The following is a 21,639-nucleotide window of genomic DNA, read 5'->3' as shown; positions in this document are numbered from 1 at the left end:
CTCTTTGGGACCGTGCTCGATGACCGATGATCTGACCACCCCCCTGACCGGCCGCAAGCGGCGCGCCAATGCGCGTCGACGCCTGCCCGTCGCGCGCACCCTGTTCGGGCTATTGGTGCTGCTCGCCATCGGCTTTGTGGCCCGCGTGCTGCTGGTGGACGATCCCGATGGCGGGCGCCCCCGCCAGGAAGTGGCGATCACCTCAACCCTGCAGGCCAATTCGGTGGCCAATGCGGTCTCGGACGGACCGGTGACCATCGAGGCTGATCCCCAGCAATATCCCGCCGGCAGTGCCTTGACGGCCGTCACCACCGGCTCTGGCGGCCCCAGTTCGGTGCTTGGGCTGCCCAGCATGTTTGGCGCCCTGCCCGATCTGAGTGAAGAGACCACCGACGGTCCCATCCCGCGCATTTCCGCCACCGGGCTGACCCCCTTTGTCGCCTATGCCCACCCTGCCGAAGCCGCGCTGGCCAGTGGCCAGCCCATGATCGCCATTGTCGTGACCGGGCTGGGGATCAATGAGCAGGGCTCGCTCAATGCCATCGACAAACTGCCCAGCGCAATGACGCTGGCCTTTGCCCCCTATGGCAAGGCGCTGTCCACCACGGTGGCCGCAGCACGAACGGCCGGGCATGAAGTCCTGCTCGAAGTGCCGCTCGAGCCGTTTGACTACCCCCAGAACGACCCCGGTCCGCAAACACTGCTGACCGGCGAGCCGACCCGCGCCAATCTCGACAAGCTGTTCTGGCTGATGTCGCGGTTTGGCGGCTATGTCGGGCTGATCAACAATATGGGCGCACGCTTCACCGCCTCGGCCGCCGATTTTTCGCCGATGATGGAAGAACTGGGGGCGCGTGGCCTGGGCTATCTCGATGACGGCTCGTCCAATCGCTCGCTGGCCCCGCAACTGGCCAAGGGCAACAAAGTGCCGTTTTCCCGCGCCGATCTGATGATCGATGACAATCCCGCCCGGGCAGCCATTCTGGCAGCGCTGGCCAGCCTTGAAGCCAAGGCAGTGGAGAATGGCCAGGCAATTGGTATTGTCAGTGCACTGCCCATCTCGATCACCTCCATCGCCGAATGGGCGCGCGACCTTGAAGCCAAGGGTATCTTGCTGGTCCCGGCCAGCGCTTTGATGAAATAGGGCCACCCATGACCGCATCCCGCCCCGACCGCCAATCCCTGCCATATCGCGACTGCGTCGGGGTTGCGGTGTTCAACCAGCAAGGCCGTGTGTTGATCGGGCGGCGCATTGGCGATCACGACGTGGAAGACCAGTCCGAAATAGAGGCACCCTGGCAGATGCCCCAGGGTGGCATCGACCAGGGCGAAGACCCGCTGCGGGCGGCGCTGCGCGAACTGCATGAGGAAACCAATATCACCTCGGTCAGCCTGCTCGCCGAGGCGCCGGAGTGGATCTATTATGAGCTGCCCGACGCCGCGCTCGGCATTGCGCTCAAGGGCAGGTTTCGCGGCCAGCGGCAGCGCTGGTTCGCCTTCGCCTTTACCGGCCAGGACAGCGAGATCGACGTCCACACCCCCGGCGCGGGCAAGTTCTCGGCAGAATTCGACGCCTGGCGCTGGGAAAAGCTCAGCCGCACCCCGGCGCTGATCGTGCCGTTCAAGAAGGATGCCTATGACCAGGTTGTTGCCGCCTTTGCCGACATCCCGCAACGCTTCAGCCAGACCTAGACCATGAAGACGATCGGCCTGATTGGCGGCATGAGCTGGGAGTCCACGGCGCATTACTACCGGGTGCTCAATCAGGAAACCGCACGTCTACGCGGTGGCCTGCATTCGGCGCCACTGATCCTGCATTCGGTGGATTTTGCGCCGATTGCCGCCCTGCAGGCGGCTGGCGACTGGGATGGGGCCGGCCAGCAGCTGGCCACCATCGCGCGCAGTCTGGAGGCGGCCGGGGCCGAGGTGATGGGCCTGGCCACCAACACCATGCATATCGTTGCCGATCAGATCATCGAGGCGCTCAATATACCCTTCGTTCATATCGCCGATCCGACCAGCGAGGCACTGCTGGCCGATGGCTTCGACACCGTGGGCCTCTTGGGTACCCGCTTCACCATGGAGATGAGCTTCTACCGTGAACGCCTGACCAGCAGGGGTATCGCCTCGCTGATCCCCGAAATCGAGCGCACCAATCTCGATGGCATCATCTATGAGGAACTGTGCCGCGGCATTGTGCGGGAGGAGTCGCGCCGCATCTATGTGCGGGCCATCGAACAGCTGGCCGCCCGCGGCGCCCAGGCGGTCATCCTGGGATGTACCGAAATCACCATGCTGATCGATGATGATGTCAGCCCGATCCCGGTCTATGACACCACCGATCTGCACGCCAAGGCCCTGGTCGCGGCGGCCCTGGCTTAGGCCGCGCCGCGAGCAGATTTGTTGTTGTGGCCGTTGACTGCGCTGTCCCTAGAACTCGTTCCAGTCCTCGGCGACGGCAGCATTGCCCTGGCTGACATAGGCCCTGGCCGCCTGCTTGACCCGATCTTGCAGCCCCTTGATGCCGTTGCGCGGTGCTGATGCCGCGACCGGTGGCTCGCGCCGTCCCATGTCGGCGTGATCCTCCAGCACGAAGATATCAACGATCCGGTCCAGTTCGCCAGCCTGGCCCTCAGTTTGCTCGATGGCCGCATTGGTCTGTTCCACCAGCGCCGCATTGTGCTGGGTCATTTCGTCCATCAACCGCACCGCAACATTGACCTCTTCGATTGCCGAAGCCTGTTCCTTGCTGTCGCGGGCAATGGTTTCCATCACCACACTGTTCTCGCGAATACCGGCGAGGATCGCTTCGAGCTTGCCGGCCGCTTCCGCCACCAGCCTGGAGCCGCCCGAGACTTCGGTGGCACTCTGCTCAACCAGCACTTTGACATCGGCCGAGGCCGACGCTGCCGACTGCGCCAGCCGCCGCACTTCCACTGCCACCACGGCAAAGCCCTTGCCGGCATCACCAGCTCGCGCCGCTTCCACCGAAGCATTCAGTGCCAGCAAATTGGTCTGGAAGGCAATATCGTCGATCAACCCGATAATGTTGGAGATTTTCGCCGAGGATGAGGTGATCTTTTCCATGGCATCGGTCGCCTGACCCATCACCGCGCCGCCCTCTTCGGCGGTGCGCGACACCCCCTGGGACTTGACGCTGGCGTCTTCCGCTTTCCGGGAATTCTCCAGCACCGTCACGGCCAATTGCTCCATCGTAGTCGATGTCTCTTCGATGGTGGCGGCCTGCCTGGTCGTGCGCTCGCTCAGATCGTTCGCGCCAGCAAGGATTTCCCCGGTTGCGGAGCGCACCCCGCGCGAAGTCTTGCGCAGCTGCCCAACAATATCGGTCAGCTTGTCGGCCACCGCATTGGTGTCATCCTTGAGCTTGGCAAAGGCACCCTGATAGCTCCCATTGACGCGCTGGGTCAGATTGGTTTCGGCCAGCGCCGCCAGTACCTGGCCGGTTTCCAACAGCCCGCCATCCACTGTAGCCACCAGTTTGTTGACGCTGCTCGCCAAGGTATTAAGCTCGGTGTCAGGGAATTCAGCTTCCACCCGCTTGCTGAAATCGCCGGCAATGGCGGCATCCACGACATCGCCAAACGCGCGCTGCAGTTGCTGCATCATTGTTTCACGTTCAGCCTGGCTGCGGAGCACCTGGGCAGCCTCTGCCTCGGTGAGTTGCGCCACCTTCTGTCCATTCTCGCGGAACACTTCCACCGCCCGCGCCATCGCGCCCAACTCGTCCCCGCGATTGGTCGCGGGTACCGCGTCGACTGAGGAGGGGTCCTCGGCAATCTGCGTTGCCGTGTTCACCAGCCGCAGCAACGGACCGGTGATCGACAGGCGGATGAAGAAATAGAGCACCACGGTCAGCACCAGGATGACAGCAATACCCGCCAGCGCCGACGTGATCAGGGTTTTGCTTTGCTCAGCCAGGCTTTCGCTCATGTCCCAGGCAAAGGCCGCGATGCCCACTGTGGCGCCCTCCGGCCCGAAATGGGCGGGGACAGCGACATAGCCAATGGCGCCGACCGACACCATTTCAATGGCGCCGCTGGCCAAGGTCTTGCCGACAACATCGGCCAGTGCCGCATTCACTGTGGCGTCTTCCGATGTTGCGGCAATCACCGCGCCTTCCAGATTGTAACTGGCGCCGGCCGAGAACTGCTCACCCAGCGAGGTGTCGAGCCCCTGATAGACCGTCATCAGCGCATCGGCCTTGCCGAACCGGATCCCACCGGCCAGCTGCTCGGTGCTGGCGGCAGACAATGTCATATTGGCGCGTTCAAGTTCGGCGCGCAGCAGGGCGCCATTCTGGCTGGCACCAACATAGCTGATGGCCGCTGACCCAACGATCAGGGCAAGCAGCACGAGGCCAACGATTTTCTGGGTAAGAGATAGCTTGATCATCATTGACCTCGACGCTTCATGTTCGCGATGGAAATTGCAGTCAGAGCATCGAAACGTCGACACCGACGGTGATGGCACCAATCAGTGCACCCGTTGCGGGGTCACTGATCGGGATCGACACCTGGCTCTGGAAGGCCTGGGTGCTTTCGTCCTGCTCGATCTCCCCGATATGGACAGCATTGGCGCCTGCACCGAAGCTGGCACTGAATTTGTCTTCGTCGCCCTGCCAGTAATCCGAGGTCAGCGTGCTCTGGGCGACATTGAGGCCCTTGGCATCCATGGCGAAGATCTCGGTATATTTACCCATCGCCTCTTCCTGCACGCCCGCCAGATACTTCGACGCGGCATTGCCCAGTGTCGCATCGATCAATGGCTTGCTGGCCGCATCCACCTCAGCACGCCACTGGGCATCGAGTGCGTCAATCTTGGCCTGATCATAGCTGCCCGAGATCGCATTCTGCGCCTTGATGGCGTCGATCAGCACCGGATCACTGGCCAAGGCGGCAATGTCGCTGCTGGCGAGCGCGGTCAAGGGCGCGGTGAATTCGTCCTGCGCCTGCGCTGTGGCACTGGTTGCCAGCAGGGCGGCAAAACTCAGGCCTGCCAGACTCAGATACCGCAAGGAATGGGTCGTCATAAAAGTGTCCTCCTCTGCCGCCGACAATGGCGGCTTGAAGGCAAGCATCAGGTATGACAGTAAACATTCAATAAAGCCTCTCACCGAGGAACTTAAATCCGTCAGGGCTGTGCTGCTGGACACGGTCGCGGAGCAAGCAGGTCAACCACGGCCAGGAGCTGGCCCGCCAGTCCTTGATTGGTGATCAGCCTCCCCGCTATGGCGCTGGACTTGCCGACGCAATGGCGCGGGCCCCTTCAGGGCAAGGACCAACGAAAACGCCCGCGGATTTTCATCCACGGGCGCAAAATTGGGGTGGTGGTGCGGGCGTCCTAGTGGACGTGACCACCATTGATCTGGCCAGCTTCGATCGCCAGGTTCAACAGCGCACTGACCACTTCCTGGGCGTAGGACTTGTCTTCAGGCGTGGCTGCCGTTGCCAGTTCGGCCTCGGCCGCCTTGATCTGTTCAGCCAGATCGGCGTGATCGAACTCGACGAAGGGCGCGGACTGCTCGGCCAGGATCGTCAGACCCTCGGGTGACACATCGGCAAACCCGCCCTTGACGAAGAATATCTCGTCGCGGCCATTCAGCCCGTTCACGGTGATGAAGCCCGAACGCAGCGTGGACATGAACGGCGCATGGTCGTGCATCACGGTAAAATAGCCTTCGCTACCCGGCACGGTGACCGACGTCACCACTTCCGACAGCACCAGGCGCTCTGGCGACACGATCTCGATCTTGAGGCCTTCAGCCATGATTTTGGTCCCTTAACGGAAGGTTGGGCTTGCCGCGTGCGGCAAGCCCGAACAATGCACTAGGCTGCCTGGGCCGCCAGCTTCTGGGCCTTCTTGACGGCATCTTCGATGGTGCCGACCATGTAGAAGGCAGCTTCGGGCAGGTGATCATACTCACCGGCCACCAGGCCCTTGAAGCCCTGGATGGTGTCTTCAAGCGACACGAACACGCCTGGCGTGCCGGTGAACACCTCGGCCACGTCGAAGGGCTGGCTCATGAAGCGCTCAACCTTGCGGGCGCGGGCCACGACCAGCTTGTCTTCTTCCGACAGCTCGTCCATGCCCAGAATGGCGATGATGTCCTGCAGCGCCTTGTACTTCTGCAGCACTTCCTGCACGCGGCGGGCCACCTGATAATGCTCATCACCGACCACCAAAGGATCGAGAATGCGCGAGTTGGAGGCCAGCGGATCCACGGCGGGATAGATACCCTTTTCCGAGATCGCGCGGTTCAGCACGGTCACGGCGTCAAAGTGGGCAAACGAGGTCGCCGGGGCCGGGTCGGTCAAATCGTCGGCGGGCACGTACACGGCCTGCACCGAGGTGATCGAGCCCTTATTGGTGGTCGTGATGCGTTCCTGCATCGCGCCCATGTCCGTGGCCAGCGTCGGCTGATAGCCCACAGCCGACGGAATACGGCCCAGCAGAGCCGACATTTCAGCGCCAGCCTGGGTAAAGCGGAAAATATTGTCCACGAAGAACAGCACGTCCTGGCCCTTGTCGCGGAAATCTTCCGCAATGGTCAGGCCGGTCAGGGCCACACGGGCGCGGGCGCCTGGGGGCTCGTTCATCTGGCCGAACACCAGCGCGCACTTGGAACCGGCGGCCGAACCATTGTTCTCGGCCGGGTTCACGTTCACGCCCGATTCGATCATTTCGTAGTAAAGGTCGTTGCCTTCACGGGTGCGTTCACCCACGCCGGCAAACACCGAATAACCACCATGCGCCTTGGCGACGTTGTTGATGAGTTCCTGGATCAGCACGGTCTTGCCCACGCCGGCGCCGCCCATCAGGCCGATCTTGCCGCCGCGTGCATAAGGGGCGATCAGATCAACCACCTTGATGCCGGTAACCAGCACGGTGCTTTCCGGGTTCTGCTCGGCAAAGGCTGGCGCTTCCTGGTGGATTTCGCGCTTGACGGACGAGCCGATCGGGCCGGCCTCATCGATTGGCTCGCCGATCACGTTCATGATGCGGCCCAGGGTTTCTTCCCCGACGGGAACCGTGATGGCACTGCCCAGATCGGTCACTTCGGCACCGCGCACGAGGCCTTCCGTGGTGTCCATGGCAATGGTGCGCACGGCATTTTCGCCCAGATGCTGCGCCACTTCCAGGACCAGACGCTGGCCATTATTGGTCGTCTCGAGGGCGTTCAGGATCGCGGGCAAATGGCCGTCGAACACGACGTCCACGACGGCACCGATGACCTGCGATACGCGACCGGCCTTTTTCTCTGCCATTTGTTTCGTCCTTCGCTTCGATTGCTTAGAGCGCTTCCGCGCCCGAAATGATTTCGATGAGTTCTTTGGTGATCTGGGCCTGGCGCTGACGGTTGTAGCTGAGCTGCAGCTGGCCGATCATTTCACCCGCATTGCGGGTCGCATTGTCCATTGCCGACATCTGCGCGCCATAGAACGAAGCACTGTTTTCCAACAGCGCCCGCAGCACCTGCACCGCAATATTGCGCGGCAGCAGATCTTCCACGATCGCTTCTTCACTCGGCTCATATTCGTAGGGAATCGCCGACGCTTCGACGGCGCCGTCTGCCTTGGCCGGCAGCTTGGCCGGGATCAGTTGCTGCGCCGTTGGCACCTGGCTGATCACGCTGCCGAACTTGGCAAAATACAGCGTTGCCACGTCGAACTCGCCGGCGTTGAACATCTCGAGCACCTTGTCCGTGACCTGCTGGGCCTGGACGAATCCGACCCGCTTGATCTCGCGGAAATTGAAGGTGTCGACGATGTTGTCGGCATATTGCCGGCGCAGGATATCGTGGCCCTTGCGGCCCACGGTCAGCATCTTGACCGTCTTGCCTTCACTGAGCAGCTTGGCCGCATGTTCACGCGCCAGACGGGCAATCGAGGAGTTGAAGCCGCCAGCCAGGCCGCGCTCACCGGTGGCAACCACCAGCAAATGCACCTGATCCTTGCCCGTGCCGCCAAGCAGCAAAGGGGCGTTTTCCTGACCTTCGTAAACGGCGCCGAGCGCCGCCAGCACCTTGCCCATGCGTTCAGCATAGGGGCGCGCGGCCTCGGCTGCTTCCTGGGCACGGCGGAGCTTGGCCGCCGCAACCATCTGCATGGCCTTGGTGATCTTCTGGGTCGATCTGACCGAGTCGATCCGGTTCTTGAGGTCCTTTAGCGAAGCCATTGGCCGTCGATCTCCCTGCTGGCCTTAAGCCGCGTAGGTCTTCTTGATCTCGTCAAGTGCGGACTTGAGCTGGGCCCGGGTGTCGTCGCTCAGGGCCTTCTCGGTGGCGATGGTCGAGAGCAGCTCGGCATATTTGCCGCGCAGCGCCGACAGCACCGTCTGCTCGAAGTCGCTCACCTTGTTGACGGCAATGCTATCGAGATAGCCATTGGCGCCGGCAAAGATCACCGCAACCTGCTCTTCCATCTTGAGCGGGCTGAACTGGGGCTGCTTGAGCAGCTCGGTCAGCCGCGCGCCACGGTTGAGCAGACGCTGGGTCGCCGCATCCAGATCGGAACCGAACTGGGCGAAGGCCGCCATTTCGCGATACTGGCTGAGCTCGCCCTTGAGCGAACCGGCAACCTGCTTCATCGCCTTGACCTGTGCCGAGGACCCCACGCGGGACACCGACAGACCAACGTTCACGGCAGGACGGATGCCCTGGAAGAACAGATTGGTTTCAAGGAAGATCTGGCCGTCGGTGATCGAAATCACGTTGGTCGGGATATAGGCCGACACGTCGTTGGCCTGTGTCTCGATCACGGGCAGCGCGGTCAGCGAACCCAGACCGTGCGCTTCGTTCAGCTTGGCAGCACGCTCAAGCAGACGCGAATGCAGGTAGAACACGTCTCCGGGATAGGCTTCGCGACCGGGTGGACGACGCAGCAGCAGGCTCATCTGACGATAGGCAACGGCCTGCTTGGTCAGATCGTCATAGGCGATCACGGCATGCTTGCCATTGTCGCGGAAGAACTCGCCAATGGCACAACCGGTGAACGGGGCGATGTATTGCAGCGGCGCCGGATCGGAAGCGGTTGCCGCGATCACCACTGAATACTGCAGCGCGCCGGCTTCTTCGAGCTGACGCACGAACTGGGCCACGGTCGAGCGCTTCTGGCCGACCGCCACATAGATGCAGTAGAGCTTCTCGGTGTCCGAAGCATTGGCGTCATGCGCCGGCTTCTGATTGAGGAAGGTATCGAGAATGTTGGCCGACTTGCCGGTCTGGCGGTCACCAATGATCAGCTCGCGCTGGCCACGGCCAATCGGGATCAGCGCATCGATGGCCTTGAGGCCCGTCGACATCGGCTCATGCACCGACTTGCGGGGCAGAATGCCAGGCGCCTTGACGTCAACGCGGCTGCGCTCGGTATGCTCGATCGGACCCTTGCCGTCGATCGGGTTGCCCAGACCGTCAACAACGCGACCCAGCAGACCCATGCCGACCGGGGTATCCACGATCGAACCGGTACGCTTGACGACATCGCCTTCCTTGATGGAACGGTCATTGCCGAAAATCACGACACCGACATTGTCGGTTTCAAGGTTCAGGGCCATGCCCTTGATGCCGCCCGGGAACTCGACGAGCTCACCAGCCTGCACATTGTCCAGACCATAGACGCGGGCAATACCGTCACCGACGGAAAGCACCTGACCGACTTCGGAAACCTGGGCTTCCTGGCCGAAATTCTTGATCTGGTCCTTGAGGATCGCAGAAATTTCCGCGGCTTTGATGTCCATTATCCGACCTCTTTCATGGCGATCTTCATCGCAGCGAGTTTTGTCTTGAGCGAAGAGTCGATCATCTGGCTGCCGACCTTCACCTGAAGGCCGCCAATCAAGGACGGATCGACAAATTGATTGAGCGTGACGGTCTTGCCGATCTTGGCCTTGAGCGTCTCGCCGAGTGCGGCAATCTGATCGGCGTTCAACGGCGCTGCGGAGGTCACATCCGCCGTCGTTTCGCCACGTGCCTTGGCGGCCAGGTCACGAAACCCGGCAATGATGGCATCAAGCGCAAACAGGCGGCCATTCTGAGCCACCAGCCGCAGGAAATTGCCGACCAGTTCATTGGTCGTCGCCTTGGCAAGCAGCGCATCGAGTGCACTGGCCTTGTTGTCGGCGGAAATCACGGGCGAACGCAGGAAGCGCGCAAAATCTGCACTCTCTCCGATCAGACGGGAGATGTCGGAAAGTGACGTCTCAACCGATGCCAGTTGGTTCTCGCTGCTGGCGAGATCAAACAGCGCCGACGCATATGGCCGAGCAATCTGGGTAAGCACTGAATTCTGCGCTGCCAATGCCGCATCACCCTCTTGGTTGCCTGCCTGCTTGCCGCCTGATCTGGTTGGAAAACCCGGGCGGTCGCTGACGCTTGTTCTTGAATGGAAAAGAGGACGTCCGGAGCCCCCTTCAAAGTCGCGCTCGCTCTAGCACAAGGCTCGCGGGCCTTGCAAGGCTTAGGGGCATGATTCAAATGCGGCGAAAGTGTCGCAGGCTGGCCCTACATGAAGCTCATCGGGTCGATATCGACCTGAACCCGCAGATTGCCGCTGACCTTGTCGGCCGAGGCAAGCCAGAACCGGACATAGCCCGAGAGGTCAAAATCCTTGCCCGACTGGGCCAGCAGCCGCACCCGGTAGCGGCCGCGCACCATGGCAATGGGGGCGTCGGCGGGGCCGAACAGGCGCACGCCCTCGGCCATCGGCGCTGCCGAAAGCAGCTTTTTGGCAAAGCCCATCGCCACGTCATGATCATTGGCCGAAATGATGAGAGCCGCCAACCGGCCAAAGGGCGGCAACCCGCCAGATTCGCGCGCCGCCAGCTCATGGGCGTAAAACGCCTCGCGATCGCCGCTGACCATGGCCCGCATCACCGCATGATCAGGGTGATAGGTCTGCAGGAACGCCTTGCCATTCCTGGAGGCGCGTCCGGCGCGCCCCGCCACCTGGGTCAGGATCTGGAAGGTCTTCTCGGCCGCGCGCGGATCGCCATGCGCCAGCCCCAGATCGGCATCGAGCACCCCCACCACGGTGAGCTTTTCAAAATGGTGGCCCTTGGACACCAGCTGCGTGCCAATGATCAGATCGAATTCGCCGCGCTCGATCTCGGCCAGCCGCTCCTTAAGCTGGGCAGTGCTGCCCATGTCCGAGGACAGAATCACCCGACGCGCATCGGGGAAGCGCGCCGCCGCCTCTTCGGCCACCCGTTCGATGCCCGGCCCTACCGCGATCAGGGCATCGGCCGCGCCACATTCGCCACAGACCGTGGGCGTGCGCACTTCGTGCCCGCAATGGTGGCACATCAAGACGCCACGAAACCGGTGCTCGACCATCCAGGCCGAACAGTCCGGACATTGATACTGGTGCCCGCAGGAGCGGCACAGCGTCAGCGGCGCATAGCCGCGCCGGTTGAGAAACAGCAGCGCCTGCTCGCCCCGGTCCAGCGCCCCGAATACTTCGCGCGCCAGGAGGGGCGCAATCCACGACCCCTTTTCCGGGCCATCGATTCGCATGTCGATGGTGGTGATATTGGGCATCGCCGCCTCGGCATAGCGCGAGGTCAGCAGCACATGGGCATAACGGCCGCCATTGGCGTTGTTGCGGGTTTCCACCGATGGCGTGGCCGAGGACAGGATGACCCGGGCATTGCTCAGATGGGCGCGCACCACCGCCATGTCACGGGCGTGATAGGTGATGCCATCGGCCTGTTTATAGGCGCCGTCATGCTCTTCATCGAGCACCAGCATGCCCAGCTCGCGAAACGGCAGGAACAGCGCCGAACGCGCGCCCACCACCGCCCGTACCGTGCCATCGAGCACACCACGCCAGACCTTGGCCCGCTGCACGGGCGTCATATCGGAGTGCCATTCGGCCGGCCGCGTGCCAAACCGCTTGGTGAAGCGGCTGATAAAGCTGTTGGTCAGGGCGATCTCGGGCAGCAGGATCAGGGCCTGCCGCCCCGCCCGCAGCGTATCGGCCACCGCCTCGAAGAACACTTCGGTCTTGCCACCGCCCGTCACGCCATCCAGCAGCGCCACGCCGAACTGCTGCGCATCAAGCGCCAGGATCTGCTCGAGCGCCTGTTGCTGGCCCGCCGACAGCGTTGCCACTGCCGCCTCCGGATTGGGCGGCTCGACAATGGGAGGCGCCGGCAGTTCCAGCCGTTCGATGGCCCCGACCCGCTCCAGCCCCTCGACTACCGACGCCGACACGCCGGCAGCCTGGAGCAGGGCCGCCTTGGGCCAGGCCATGTCGTCCACCAGCACCTCGAGCACCCGCAGCCGGGCCGGCGTCTGCTTGTCGGGCTCGCTGCGGGTACGGCGGAAAGCCAGCACCGGCCGGGGCGCATCAAGCGCCTCGGTCGAGCGCAACACCGCCCGCAATACCTGGCCCGGGGCGGCCAGGGTGTAGCGGGCTACCCACTCCACCAGCTTGAGCAGCTCCTCGCTGAGCGGGGGGACATCATAGGCATGGGCGATATCGCGCAGCCGGTTATGCGCCACCATGTCCTTGGGCGCCCCCCAGACCACGCCCAGCACCAGACGCGGCCCCAGCGGCACCGAGACAATCGAGCCGCGGCTGACCGCCATGCCCGCCGGCACGCGATAGCTGTAGGGGCCGTCAACGGCGACCCCCACCATGACGGCGACTATATCTGGACGCTGTTCCATCTGTGCCCGTTCTGTTCGCTGTGAACATAGGGAGCGCGTGGTGATTCTGCGACAGTGCCGACGCGGGTTTGGCGCCGGGCTAACCCACGACCAGGGTCGAGCCGCTCCGCACCGCCTCGGCCAGATGGATCACATCCTGCTGCAGCAGCCGGACGCAGCCGCTGGACACAGCCTGTCCGATCGAGCGCTCATCGGGATTGCCGTGGATACGGTAGATCGTGTCGACATTGCCCTGATGAATATAGAGCGTGCGTGCGCCGAGCGGATTGTCGAGGCCCGGCTCCATGCCCCGGCGATATTGTTCCAGTTCAGGCTGGCGGTCGATCATGTCGGACGGTGGCGTCCAGGTCGGCCACGACTTCTTGTAGGCGATGTGGGCGCGGCCGGCCCAGGCAAAGCCGTCCCGGCCAATACCAACGCCGTAGCGCGTGGCAAGGTTATCCTGGCCCACATGGTAGAGGAAACGGCTGGCGGTATCGACCACCACCGTGCCCGGCTTCTCGCCGGTTGGGTCGACCACTGTCTGGCGCCAATAGATCGGATCGACCAGCGACATGTCGGCGGCCCGCAGGAAGTAGGGCTCATCATAGACCGCGCCGTACATCAATTGCACGTCAGGGGGCACTGGATGGCGGACCGGACCGGTATCAACCGCCACGCGCTGTGGCGTGGTGGTAGCGCAGCCGGCAAGGGCCAGGGCAGAAAGACTGGCGGCGCCGGCCAGAAACTGGCGGCGGCCTACGGAAAGACTGGTCATATCGAGAACTCGAAGATTGGGGCCCCGGGGGCCGCAGAAACGGGAAGGATGAAACGCTGAACGATCAGGCCCCTCGTGGCGGTGGCAGCTCGGCCTCCGGCTCAATGGCGGCGGCAGCCAGCGCCACCAGCCGGCGCAGGTCGGCATGGCTTGTCACGCCGCCGGCGACCGTGGCGCTCGTCATCACACCCTGATCGGGATGGCAGGGCAGCACGCGTTTGCCGCCCAGCGATTTGCAAGTCACCACCTTGGTCGGGGTCGTCGCGGAAACCTGGCTATGGCCCGCTGACCACATCGCGCTGGAGACACCGGCAGCCAGCGACAGGCTGGGGGCGCTCAGGCCGGCCAACGCCAGGATCAACACAGCAATGCCCAAAAGACGTTTCATAACGTGGCCATAGCGCGGCTGGCGCTGGCGCGGAAGGCCCTCACGCCGGTGTGTTGACGGCCCGGTTCGGGCTGCTGCTGATATGCAACACCAGGACGATCCGGGCCGGCTGTGTTAAGCTCAGGTTTACTCTGCAGGCCGAAATTGCTGCCATGGTCGATTCCGCTTTTGCCACCGACGAGTTTATCCGCGCCCGGATCAGTGCCTGGCAGCGCGAACTCGGCTCGGTGCGCCGGCTGGCCGCCAATACGCTCGACGCCTATGGCCGCGATCTCGATCAATTCCTGCAGTTCCTCGCCGGCCATACCGGCGGCCCGGTATCCCTCGATACGCTCAAGGAGCTGCGCGGCGCCGATGTGCGCGCCTTCATGGCGCAGCGGCGCAGCGAGAGCCTGGGATCGCGCTCGCTGGCCCGGGTGCTCTCGGCACTCAAGAGCTTCTTCCGCTTCCTCGAGCGTGAAGGGGTTATGGCCACCGAAGCGCTCAATGTGATCCGCACGCCAAAGCTGCCCAAATCCCTGCCCAAGGCGCTGACCGTCATCGAGGCCCGCGCCACCATCGCCACCACCAATGAGCTGGAAGACCGCCCCTGGGTGGCGGCCCGCGACATGGCGGTGCTCAGCCTGTGCTATGGCGCCGGCCTGCGCATTGCCGAGGCACTGGCACTGACCCGCAGTGATCTCGAAACCGAGGTTTTGCGCGTGACGGGCAAGGGTGGCAAGACCCGCATGGTGCCGCTGATCGCCGCCGTCCGGCGCTCCATCGCGCTCTATCTCGACCTGTGCCCGTTCAAATCCTGGCCCGAAGAACCGCTGTTCCGCGGCGTCAGGGGCGGGGTATTGTCGCCGCGGCTGATCCAGCTGCGGGTGGCCCAGTTGCGCGGGGCGCTGGGCCTGCCACCCTCGGCCACTCCCCATGCGCTGCGCCATTCCTTTGCCACCCATTTGCTGGGCAAGGGCGGGGATTTGCGCGCTATCCAGGAATTGCTCGGCCATGCCAGCCTCTCCTCGACCCAGATCTACACTGCCGTGGACACCGAGCGGCTGCTCGAAAGCTACCGCAACGCCCATCCGCGCGGCTGACACCACACTCAATCTCTCGCCACCCAAACTGCCGAACCGTTTTCGCCTGGCCCGACTTGTCGGCCACGCTTTGCCGCTGCGATAATGCTCGGCAAATGAGCCGCTCTTGAACCCGTCCGCACCCATCGCCCCCGTCAACGACCCGCTCGGCTACAGCTTGGCCGTAGCCGGCGCCGTGCTGTTCTCCACCAAGGGCATTTTCATCAAGCTCGCTTACGCTCATGGCGTCTCCACCGAGATGCTGCTCAGCCTGCGCATGCTGGTGGCGCTGCCGGTCTATCTGCTGATTATGCACACCCTTTTGCGGCGCGAGGATAACTTGCGCCGCCTGCTCACCCTGCCGGTCGTGCTTGCCAGCATGGCCGTGGGCATTCTGGGCTACTATTTTTCCAGCTATCTCGACTTTCTGGGCCTGAACTTCCTCACCGCGCAATATGAGCGGCTGGTGCTGTTCACCTATCCCTTCTTCGTGCTGCTGTTTGGCGTCTGGTTCTTTGGCGATCGCATGGCCTGGCGCGTCGTGCCGCCCATGCTGGTGTCCTATGCCGGGCTGCTGGTGATTTTCGGCTGGAACCTGGCGATCAGCCCGGACGGCTTGCTCACCGGCACCTTGCTGGTGCTGGGCTCGGCCATCAGCTTTGCGCTGTATCAACACCTGGCCAAGCGGCAGATGCTGCTGATCGGCGCCGGCCTGTTCACCTGTATCGGCATGTCCACCGCCGCCGTGGTCGCCATTGCCCAGAACCTGATTGTGGCCGGCCCCGCCAGCTATGGAAACCTGGCGCCGGAAATCTGGGGCTACGGGCTGGCACTGGGTCTGCTGGGCACCGTGCTGCCCTCGTTCTTGATGAATGCGGGCATGGCGCGAATCGGCGCCCGGGCCACCGCCTCGACGGGCGCCTTCGGCCCCATTGTCACCATCATCATCGCCGTCTGGGTGCTGGGCGAACCGTTCACGCTGTTTCATGCCATCGGCACGGCGCTGGTGCTGACCGGTTCAGTGCTGTTCACCCGCGCCGAGCGGCAGGCACGCGCAGAATTCCTCCCGCCGGGGCTGTTGGACAGCCCCAAGCCCCTCTAATGTAGTGCAAGCACTTGCGGATTGATCTGGGAAGGGACCACCGATGAATGCCTGGAAGACTGTTTTCACCAGCGCGGCGCTGAGCCTGATGCTGGCGGCTGGCGCTGTTGCCCCGGCCCTGGCGCAGGATGAAGCTGCCGCCAATGCCCCCGCCGAACCGATCGATTTTGGCGACGACGCCAGCGAGTGGGCCCATGACGGCGAGTGCGATGACCCGCGCTTCACCGGCCCCGCTGCGGCAGCCGAACTGCTCGAAGCCGACCGGCTGCACGACGCCACCGACTGCCGCACCGCCTTTGAACAGGGCAGGCTGACGCTGATCGCGCCCGGTGACGCCAGCGAAGCGACAGGCGATACAGGCAGCGTCGCCCGCATCATATTTGGCGATGATTCGGGGGAATGGGCCCATGACGGGGAATGCGACGACCCCGATTTCGTCGGCGCCGGCATGACCGCCAAGCCCTCGCCGGAAAGCCGGCTGCACGACGCCAGCGACTGTCGCGCCGCCTTTGAACAGGGCACGATCGCGCTGGCATCGGCCGGGGGGCCCGCCCTTGTCGATTTTGACTATGGCAGCGACACCAGCGTCTATGCCTATGACGGCGAATGTGACGACCCGCGCTTTGAGGGTCCGGGCACTGACAAGAAGCTGCTGGCCGACGATATGCTGGCCGATGCCAATGACTGCCAGTCGCTCGAGGCGCGGGGCGAGGTCAGCATCCGTACCCTCTATCGGCCCGACTATGCCGCCGGCGCGCCCTATGACAGCACCGGCATCATCTTTGGTGACGACAGTTCGAGCTATGCCCTTGATGGCGAATGCGACGACCCGCGCTTTGAAGGCCCCGGCGCGGCCCCGACGTTGCTGGACAGCGACAGTGAACACGACGCCACCGACTGCCGAACCGCCTATGAGGCTGGCCTGGTGATGTTGCGCTAGGACCATTTCACCGTTCCGCTGAAAACGCCCTGAACGCGCCCGGCTGACCGGGCGCGGCGCTACCAGGCGGCAAATGTGCCCGGCGTGGCAATGGTGTCGGTGCCGCAATCGAAATTGCCGGCCCGATCAGCCGCCGCCCGGGCCAGCTCATTGGCATTGGTATTGGCCCGGGCGTCGACATAGGCGATATGGCAGCTATTGCCCTCGGCCAGTTGCGTCACCACCAGCACCTGGCCGCTATCGACGCCGGTGTCGATATCGGCAATGTGGTAGCGCACAATGGTGGCCACCGGCAGCCAGCGCCCCGACGCCTTGCTCAACCGCCACTCCAGCGTGTCGCCGAGCCGGTTGAACGGCCCCAGGGTCTGCCCGCCCGGCTCCTTGTCGATATTGAAGCCATAGACGATTGTGAAACGCAGATCGCCCTCGCTGACATGGACCGGATAGCCCTTGTAGCCCGGGCAGGACCAGCTGACGCCGAAGTCATCGGCATCGAGCACCAGGCAATCGTTATCCAGATCGAGATCGGTATAGGCGCTGGTAAATTGCGCCTGGGCGGGACCGGCCAGCGCCAGTACGGCCAATATTGCAAATACAAAGGGTTTCATCTTGGCTCCGGGGCGCGTAGGAAACACGAACATTTTGCGGCAGCGCCTATGCACCAAACGCGCTTGCCTTTGCCGGGCCATTATGGGCACAACGCAGCCACTTTGTGGCCCCCTTGCTGAACGAGACCTGAAGCCAGATGAATATCGACGCCATCCCCACCGGGAATAACCCGCCTGACGACCTCAATGTCATTATCGAAGTCCCCATGGGCGGCGAGCCGATCAAGTACGAGATCGACAAGGCCAGCGGCGCCCTGTTTGTTGACCGCTTTCTCTATACGCCGATGCGCTATCCCGGCAATTACGGCTTTGTGCCCCACACGCTGTGCGGCGATGGCGATCCGCTCGACGTCATCGTGATGAATTCGCGGCCTTTGGTTCCCGGCGCCGTCGTGCGCTGCCGCCCCGTCGGCGTGCTGTTCATGGAAGATGATGGCGGCCAGGACGAAAAGATCCTTGCCGTGCCGGTGCAGAAACTCACCCGCATGTATGACGAGATCAAGGACGTCACCGACATGCAGGCCATCCAGGTCGAGCGGGTGAAGCACTTCTTCACCCACTACAAGGATCTCGAACCCGGCAAATGGGCCAAGATCTCCCATGTCGGCGGCTATGAGGATGCGCGCAAGGTGATCCTCGACTCCATTGCCATGCACAAGAACGCCCTCTAGGCCGGTGAACGGTCGCATCGTCATCCTCAATGGCGCACCGCGGTCGGGAAAATCCTCCATTGTTCGCGCCATGCAGGACACCCTGCCCGGTCACTGGATCAATCTGGGCGTCGATGCCCAGAACCGCAGTCTACCTCAAGCTTTGCTGCCGGGGATAGGTTTGCGGCCGGGTGGGGAGCGGCCGGAGCTGGAGGCTGATGTGATCGGGCTCTATGGGGCGCTGTATGAGGCCATCGCCGCCTATGCCCGGCGGGGCTTTGACGTGGTGGCCGACCTTGGTCACCACGACAGCTATTCGACCCCGCTCGGCATCCTGCCCGCCTGCGCCCGGCTGCTGGCGGGGTTCGACGTGCTGTTCGTGGGCGTACGCTGCCCGATCGAGACGATCATGGCGCGCCGCAACGCCGACCCGGGCAGCCTGTACGCCAAGGGCGACGGTGTGCCCGCGCCGGTGCAGCGCTGGCAGGACGCCGTGCATGACCCGGGCATTTATGACCTCGAGGTCGACACCGGGAGCATGACGCCGTCAGCCTGCGCCACCCGCATCGGCAATGCCCTGGCCACCGGCGGTCCGTTCACGGCCTTTACGCGTCTGGCGGCGCAGGTCTGAAACTGCCCTAGCGGCCCAGCCCCATGCGGGCCATCACCCGGTCCCGCACGATGAACTGGTGATAGAGCGCCGCGCCGATATGGCCGATCAGCAGCGCAATCAGCACCTTGGACAGCACATCATGGACCCTGAACGGGGCGACCGCGCCAAACTCGGGCAAGGGCAGCGGCACCGTGCCGAACACCTGCAGATTGGCGCCGGTGAGCAGCAGCGTGGCGATGCCGCTGGCCACCATCACCAGCACGACGAGATAGAGCGCGCCATGCACCCCGCGCGAGGCGATGGCCTGGAACCGCGACATGCCCGTCACAGCGGGGGGACGCTGGTCAAACAGCACGAACCAGAAAATCCGCAGAATCGTCAGCACCCCGATCAGCACGCCCATCACCGCGTGCGCCCGCAACAGCGTCATTTCGGTGGCTGGATCGGTCGTGTTGGCGGCGTTCATTCCGCTGATCAACATGGCCAATATCGCCAGGGCGGTGAGCCAGTGAATGGCAATGGCCACCGAGCCATAGCGGGTCTGCGTGCTGGTGAGCGACATTACCGGCTCCTTGCCATGATCGTCAGTGACGGCCTATACATAGCACACTATGTATTTGACTGACAAGCAACACCGATGACCCTGACGCGCGAGACTTCCATTGGCTATCTGAGCAATTGGGCGGCCCGGCTGTTTACCCGGGCCATTGAGCGCCGCCTGGCGCCCGCCGGCATTGCCACCGCCTATTTGCCGGTGCTGTTTGCGCTGGCCGATGGCACGGCCATGACGCAAAAGGCGCTGGCGCAGCACGCCGCCGTCGAACAGCCCACCATGGCCGCCACCCTCAAGCGCATGGAGCGCGACGGCCTGGTGCAGCGCCGGCCCGACCCGGCCGACCGGCGCAGCGCCCTGGTGGCGCTGACGCCGCTGGCCAGCGGACAACTGAACCGCGTGCAAACCGTGGTCGAGCAGAACAATGCCAGGGCGATGGCCAATCTGCAGCCCGCCGAGCAGCAGGCGCTGCTCACCCATTTGCTGCAGGTGATTGCCGCGCTTGAGGCCGACGAGGCAGCCGCGCAGAAATAGCCGCCAGCCCGGCGCCACCCGACCCGTCTCAGGCCAGCCGATAGGTCTGCACCACATTGCCCTTGCTGGTAACCTGGCTGTCCACCAGCGCCAGCCGGGTGGTCGGATCACCCGGCTCGAACAGGTGCCGCCCGTTGCCGGCAATCACCGGATGGGTGATCAGCACCAGCTCATCGAGCTGGCCAGCAAACAGCAGCTGGCGCACCAGCGAAATGCCGCCCATGGCGGCGATTTCACCGCCACTTCCCTGCTTTAGCCCGCGCACGAAGTCGAGCAGGTCGCCATCGATCAGCCTGGCATTGTTCCAGCCCAGCGGCCCGCTCAGCGTATCGGACGCGACATGCTTGGGCACGCCATTGATGAAGCGGGCAAAGTCATCGTCGACCTGGGCATTGGGCCAGTAGCGGCTCCATTCCTCGTAGCCGACCCGACCCAGCAGCACGTCGCTGACCCGCTCCTGTACGCCGGTCAGCAGCACGCCCAGCTCGTCGTCAAAGCTGTCGAATTGAAAGAGATTGGGCGCCTCCACCACGCCGTCAATCGAATGAAATAGCCCCGCCATTAATTTACGCATCAAATTCTCCCTGTTGGCGCGGCCCCGTTGGCCGCCCGTTGCTATTATGACGAAGCGATGGGCCGCGTTCCGACAAGGCAGATTTCCCTCTCAGTCGGCGCTGCCCGGGCGCTCCTGCCGCAGGGCCGCCACCTCGGCGCGCAGGGCGCGCAGTTCGGCAAGGATATGGACGGTATCGTCATGCAGGGCCTGCCGGTCGGCGGTGGCGGTCGCCTCGGTTTCCTCCTGCATGGCCGAGACGATGACACCGATGAAAAGGTTGAGCACCGCATAGGTCGAGAGCAGGATGAAGGGCACAAAGAACATCCAGGCCAGCGGAAAGGCCTCCATCACCGGCCGAACAATGCCCATCGACCAGCTTTCCAGCGTCATCACCTGGAACAGCGTATAGAGCGTGGCGCCCAGGCTGCCGAACCAGTCGGGAAACTGCTCCCCGAACAGATTGGTCGCCATCACCGCCGCCACATAGAACAGCATGCCCATCAGCATGATGATCGAACTCATGCCCGGCAGGGCGGCCACCAGCCCGCCGACGACGCGGCGCAGGGCCGGCAGCGTCGATACCAGGCGCAGCGCCCGCAGGATGCGCAGGGCGCGCAGCACCTGGAACGGCCCGCTGGCCGGCACCAGGGCAATGGCGACGACGAAGAAGTCAAACAGGCTCCACGGATCGCGGAAGAAGGCCGGCCCGAAGGCAAACAGGCGCAGCGCGATCTCGACCACGAAGATGACGAGGATAATGGTATCGAGCGCCTGCAGGAGCGGGCCGAAGCGGGCGACGATCCCGGCATCGGTTTCCAGCCCCAGCACCAGCGAATTGAGCAGGATGACGGCCACGATGGCCTGCTCCCAGCGGCGGGAACTGAGCAGATGAACAAGCGCCTGACGCATGGCGGGCAATCTCCGGATTTTTGCCGCACGAGGCAGAGGCCAGGGCGCGGGATTCGTCAAGGGGTTTGGGGCCGGCCATGGCGCAGCCGTCATCGCCGCCTGCATCGCGGTTGTCACAACAGGAGCGGGCCCCGAGGCGGGTTTCGCCTCTGGTAATTTAGAATAGTGAGACGGAAACCGCCTCGGGGCGCCGGTTTTTGGAACTGTACGGCGGCACGGGGATCGCTCGCCCCCACACGGCCGGACTGGAACCTGTGGAAGAGACGAACTTCCACCCGGC

At 63.6% G+C, this 21,639-nt stretch carries 22 protein-coding genes and 1 pseudogene; 9 read left to right on the top strand and 14 right to left on the bottom strand.

Going from position 1 to position 21,639, the window contains the following annotated elements; all coding sequences use genetic code 11:
* Window positions 1-19 precede the first annotated feature (19 nt).
* From Q8O80_RS07280 to Q8O80_RS07270, 3 genes are read left to right on the top strand one after another with little or no spacing between them, the layout of a single operon-like run.
* Entirely contained in the window at window positions 20-1,144 is a 1,125-nt protein-coding gene (locus Q8O80_RS07280) for a divergent polysaccharide deacetylase family protein (protein WP_305578465.1), read from the top strand.
* An 8-nt stretch (window positions 1,145-1,152) separates the two neighbouring features.
* Window positions 1,153-1,692: an RNA pyrophosphohydrolase gene (locus tag Q8O80_RS07275; RefSeq protein WP_305578463.1), complete on the top strand. Its 540-nt coding sequence runs from the start codon at window positions 1,153-1,155 to the stop codon at window positions 1,690-1,692.
* A 3-nt stretch (window positions 1,693-1,695) separates the two neighbouring features.
* Window positions 1,696-2,382, top strand: a complete 687-nt coding sequence (locus Q8O80_RS07270) for an aspartate/glutamate racemase family protein (RefSeq protein ID WP_305578461.1) — start codon at window positions 1,696-1,698, stop codon at window positions 2,380-2,382.
* A gap of 48 nt (window positions 2,383-2,430) precedes the next feature.
* Here the strand turns inward: Q8O80_RS07270 and Q8O80_RS07265 are convergent, their stop codons facing one another.
* The 10 genes and pseudogenes from Q8O80_RS07265 to Q8O80_RS07220 form a co-directional block, all read right to left on the bottom strand.
* On the bottom strand, window positions 2,431-4,413 hold the full coding sequence (locus Q8O80_RS07265; RefSeq protein ID WP_305578459.1) for a methyl-accepting chemotaxis protein: 1,983 nt from the start codon (window positions 4,411-4,413) through the stop codon (window positions 2,431-2,433).
* A 40-nt stretch (window positions 4,414-4,453) separates the two neighbouring features.
* On the bottom strand, window positions 4,454-5,050 hold the full coding sequence (locus Q8O80_RS07260) for a hypothetical protein (protein ID WP_305578457.1): 597 nt from the start codon (window positions 5,048-5,050) through the stop codon (window positions 4,454-4,456).
* Between the two features lie 311 nt (window positions 5,051-5,361).
* A complete protein-coding gene (locus Q8O80_RS07255; protein ID WP_305578455.1) occupies window positions 5,362-5,787 on the bottom strand; it encodes a F0F1 ATP synthase subunit epsilon in 426 nt (141 codons plus the stop codon).
* 59 nt (window positions 5,788-5,846) lie between these two features.
* Window positions 5,847-7,274: pseudogene (atpD, locus tag Q8O80_RS07250) on the bottom strand (F0F1 ATP synthase subunit beta); the annotation flags it as partial.
* A 37-nt stretch (window positions 7,275-7,311) separates the two neighbouring features.
* On the bottom strand, window positions 7,312-8,196 hold the full coding sequence (locus tag Q8O80_RS07245) for a F0F1 ATP synthase subunit gamma (RefSeq protein ID WP_305578451.1): 885 nt from the start codon (window positions 8,194-8,196) through the stop codon (window positions 7,312-7,314).
* A 24-nt stretch (window positions 8,197-8,220) separates the two neighbouring features.
* Entirely contained in the window at window positions 8,221-9,756 is a 1,536-nt protein-coding gene (atpA, locus tag Q8O80_RS07240; protein WP_305578449.1) for a F0F1 ATP synthase subunit alpha, read from the bottom strand.
* Window positions 9,756-10,298, bottom strand: coding sequence for a F0F1 ATP synthase subunit delta (locus Q8O80_RS07235; RefSeq protein WP_305578447.1), 543 nt, complete (start codon window positions 10,296-10,298; stop codon window positions 9,756-9,758). The genes atpA and Q8O80_RS07235 overlap by 1 nt, the downstream gene beginning before the upstream one ends.
* 221 nt (window positions 10,299-10,519) lie before the next feature.
* The gene (locus Q8O80_RS07230; RefSeq protein WP_305578446.1) at window positions 10,520-12,688 is read right to left on the bottom strand and encodes a primosomal protein N'; all 2,169 of its coding nucleotides are present in this window, start codon (window positions 12,686-12,688) and stop codon (window positions 10,520-10,522) included.
* A gap of 79 nt (window positions 12,689-12,767) precedes the next feature.
* Window positions 12,768-13,445 carry a L,D-transpeptidase gene (locus tag Q8O80_RS07225; RefSeq protein ID WP_305578445.1) on the bottom strand — a complete coding sequence of 226 codons (678 nt, stop codon included), beginning with the start codon at window positions 13,443-13,445 and terminating at the stop codon, window positions 12,768-12,770.
* Between the two features lie 64 nt (window positions 13,446-13,509).
* Complete coding sequence (locus Q8O80_RS07220; protein ID WP_305578443.1) at window positions 13,510-13,833, bottom strand: hypothetical protein; 324 nt, start codon at window positions 13,831-13,833, stop codon at window positions 13,510-13,512.
* A gap of 152 nt (window positions 13,834-13,985) precedes the next feature.
* On the opposite strand from Q8O80_RS07220, the gene Q8O80_RS07215 reads away from it, so the two are divergent.
* The 3 genes from Q8O80_RS07215 (at window position 13,986) to Q8O80_RS07205 (ending at window position 16,936) form a co-directional block, all read left to right on the top strand.
* The gene (locus Q8O80_RS07215) at window positions 13,986-14,915 is read left to right on the top strand and encodes a tyrosine recombinase XerC (protein ID WP_305578441.1); all 930 of its coding nucleotides are present in this window, start codon (window positions 13,986-13,988) and stop codon (window positions 14,913-14,915) included.
* A 106-nt stretch (window positions 14,916-15,021) separates the two neighbouring features.
* Window positions 15,022-15,996, top strand: a complete 975-nt coding sequence (locus Q8O80_RS07210; RefSeq protein ID WP_305578439.1) for a DMT family transporter — start codon at window positions 15,022-15,024, stop codon at window positions 15,994-15,996.
* A 43-nt stretch (window positions 15,997-16,039) separates the two neighbouring features.
* Window positions 16,040-16,936, top strand: coding sequence for a hypothetical protein (locus Q8O80_RS07205; protein WP_305578437.1), 897 nt, complete (start codon window positions 16,040-16,042; stop codon window positions 16,934-16,936).
* A gap of 59 nt (window positions 16,937-16,995) precedes the next feature.
* On the opposite strand, the gene Q8O80_RS07200 is transcribed toward Q8O80_RS07205, so the two are convergent.
* Window positions 16,996-17,544, bottom strand: a complete 549-nt coding sequence (locus tag Q8O80_RS07200) for a hypothetical protein (RefSeq protein ID WP_305578435.1) — start codon at window positions 17,542-17,544, stop codon at window positions 16,996-16,998.
* A 137-nt stretch (window positions 17,545-17,681) separates the two neighbouring features.
* On the opposite strand from Q8O80_RS07200, the gene ppa reads away from it, so the two are divergent.
* Window positions 17,682-18,215, top strand: coding sequence for an inorganic diphosphatase (ppa, locus tag Q8O80_RS07195; RefSeq protein ID WP_305578433.1), 534 nt, complete (start codon window positions 17,682-17,684; stop codon window positions 18,213-18,215).
* A 4-nt stretch (window positions 18,216-18,219) separates the two neighbouring features.
* On the top strand, window positions 18,220-18,825 hold the full coding sequence (locus tag Q8O80_RS07190) for a chloramphenicol phosphotransferase CPT family protein (RefSeq protein ID WP_305578431.1): 606 nt from the start codon (window positions 18,220-18,222) through the stop codon (window positions 18,823-18,825).
* Between the two features lie 7 nt (window positions 18,826-18,832).
* Here the strand turns inward: Q8O80_RS07190 and Q8O80_RS07185 are convergent, their stop codons facing one another.
* On the bottom strand, window positions 18,833-19,369 hold the full coding sequence (locus Q8O80_RS07185; protein WP_305578429.1) for a cytochrome b: 537 nt from the start codon (window positions 19,367-19,369) through the stop codon (window positions 18,833-18,835).
* A gap of 75 nt (window positions 19,370-19,444) precedes the next feature.
* On the opposite strand from Q8O80_RS07185, the gene Q8O80_RS07180 reads away from it, so the two are divergent.
* Window positions 19,445-19,894 carry a MarR family winged helix-turn-helix transcriptional regulator gene (locus Q8O80_RS07180; protein ID WP_305578427.1) on the top strand — a complete coding sequence of 150 codons (450 nt, stop codon included), beginning with the start codon at window positions 19,445-19,447 and terminating at the stop codon, window positions 19,892-19,894.
* A 28-nt stretch (window positions 19,895-19,922) separates the two neighbouring features.
* Here the strand turns inward: Q8O80_RS07180 and Q8O80_RS07175 are convergent, their stop codons facing one another.
* Together Q8O80_RS07175 and Q8O80_RS07170 are read right to left on the bottom strand one after the other, a co-directional pair.
* A complete protein-coding gene (locus Q8O80_RS07175; protein WP_305578425.1) occupies window positions 19,923-20,468 on the bottom strand; it encodes a dihydrofolate reductase family protein in 546 nt (181 codons plus the stop codon).
* A 90-nt stretch (window positions 20,469-20,558) separates the two neighbouring features.
* Window positions 20,559-21,359: an ion transporter gene (locus Q8O80_RS07170; protein ID WP_305578423.1), complete on the bottom strand. Its 801-nt coding sequence runs from the start codon at window positions 21,357-21,359 to the stop codon at window positions 20,559-20,561.
* Window positions 21,360-21,639 lie beyond the last annotated feature (280 nt).

Source organism: Devosia sp., assembly GCF_030689745.1.
GTDB lineage: Bacteria > Pseudomonadota > Alphaproteobacteria > Rhizobiales > Devosiaceae > Devosia > Devosia alba.
This window is presented reverse-complemented; position numbering and strand designations above follow the sequence as displayed.

Coding starts and splice junctions, on each gene's coding strand:
- Q8O80_RS07255 (WP_305578455.1), bottom strand. CDS start 5,787: ATGGCTGAAGGCCTCAAGATCGAGATCGTGTCGCCAGAGCGCCTGGTG.
- Q8O80_RS07225 (WP_305578445.1), bottom strand. CDS start 13,445: ATGACCAGTCTTTCCGTAGGCCGCCGCCAGTTTCTGGCCGGCGCCGCC.
- Q8O80_RS07185 (WP_305578429.1), bottom strand. CDS start 19,369: ATGTCGCTCACCAGCACGCAGACCCGCTATGGCTCGGTGGCCATTGCC.
- Q8O80_RS07200 (WP_305578435.1), bottom strand. CDS start 17,544: ATGAAACCCTTTGTATTTGCAATATTGGCCGTACTGGCGCTGGCCGGT.
- Q8O80_RS07260 (WP_305578457.1), bottom strand. CDS start 5,050: ATGACGACCCATTCCTTGCGGTATCTGAGTCTGGCAGGCCTGAGTTTT.
- Q8O80_RS07270 (WP_305578461.1), top strand. CDS start 1,696: ATGAAGACGATCGGCCTGATTGGCGGCATGAGCTGGGAGTCCACGGCG.
- Q8O80_RS07230 (WP_305578446.1), bottom strand. CDS start 12,688: ATGGAACAGCGTCCAGATATAGTCGCCGTCATGGTGGGGGTCGCCGTT.
- atpA (WP_305578449.1), bottom strand. CDS start 9,756: ATGGACATCAAAGCCGCGGAAATTTCTGCGATCCTCAAGGACCAGATC.
- Q8O80_RS07265 (WP_305578459.1), bottom strand. CDS start 4,413: ATGATCAAGCTATCTCTTACCCAGAAAATCGTTGGCCTCGTGCTGCTT.
- Q8O80_RS07170 (WP_305578423.1), bottom strand. CDS start 21,359: ATGCGTCAGGCGCTTGTTCATCTGCTCAGTTCCCGCCGCTGGGAGCAG.
- Q8O80_RS07280 (WP_305578465.1), top strand. CDS start 20: ATGACCGATGATCTGACCACCCCCCTGACCGGCCGCAAGCGGCGCGCC.
- Q8O80_RS07275 (WP_305578463.1), top strand. CDS start 1,153: ATGACCGCATCCCGCCCCGACCGCCAATCCCTGCCATATCGCGACTGC.
- Q8O80_RS07245 (WP_305578451.1), bottom strand. CDS start 8,196: ATGGCTTCGCTAAAGGACCTCAAGAACCGGATCGACTCGGTCAGATCG.
- ppa (WP_305578433.1), top strand. CDS start 17,682: ATGAATATCGACGCCATCCCCACCGGGAATAACCCGCCTGACGACCTC.
- Q8O80_RS07215 (WP_305578441.1), top strand. CDS start 13,986: ATGGTCGATTCCGCTTTTGCCACCGACGAGTTTATCCGCGCCCGGATC.
- Q8O80_RS07205 (WP_305578437.1), top strand. CDS start 16,040: ATGAATGCCTGGAAGACTGTTTTCACCAGCGCGGCGCTGAGCCTGATG.
- Q8O80_RS07180 (WP_305578427.1), top strand. CDS start 19,445: ATGACCCTGACGCGCGAGACTTCCATTGGCTATCTGAGCAATTGGGCG.
- Q8O80_RS07175 (WP_305578425.1), bottom strand. CDS start 20,468: ATGCGTAAATTAATGGCGGGGCTATTTCATTCGATTGACGGCGTGGTG.
- Q8O80_RS07220 (WP_305578443.1), bottom strand. CDS start 13,833: ATGAAACGTCTTTTGGGCATTGCTGTGTTGATCCTGGCGTTGGCCGGC.